The organism is Micrococcus sp. GbtcB5 (assembly GCF_019091605.1).
Taxonomy (GTDB): domain Bacteria; phylum Actinomycetota; class Actinomycetes; order Actinomycetales; family Micrococcaceae; genus Micrococcus; species Micrococcus luteus.
Genome location: NZ_JAGXJK010000264.1, coordinates 1 through 256 on the forward strand (window position 1 = coordinate 1; position 256 = coordinate 256).

1 protein-coding gene is annotated in these 256 nt (G+C 80.1%); it reads left to right on the forward strand.

The features are described 5' to 3' along the window. A partial coding sequence (locus KVS67_RS14430) for a hypothetical protein (RefSeq protein ID WP_217565478.1) occupies positions 1-256 on the forward strand: 256 nt, incomplete at both ends.

Genomic DNA, 256 nt, shown 5'->3' on the forward strand with positions numbered 1-256 from the left:
GTGCGGACTCGGTCGGGACCGGCGCAGGGTCCGTGGCCGGCGCGCTCGTGGACGGACCGGACGCGCTCGTGGTCGGACCGGACGGGCTCGGGGACGTCGGGGTCGGGGACGTCGGGGTCGGCGTCGCGGAGGTCGGCGTCGGGGCGGGGGTGCTCGGCGTCGGACTGCCGGATCCCGTGCCCGACGGCGAGGACGAGGTGGGGGGAGACGACGGGGAGGGCGGCGTGGCCGAGCGGGTGGGCGCGGGGGCCGAGGA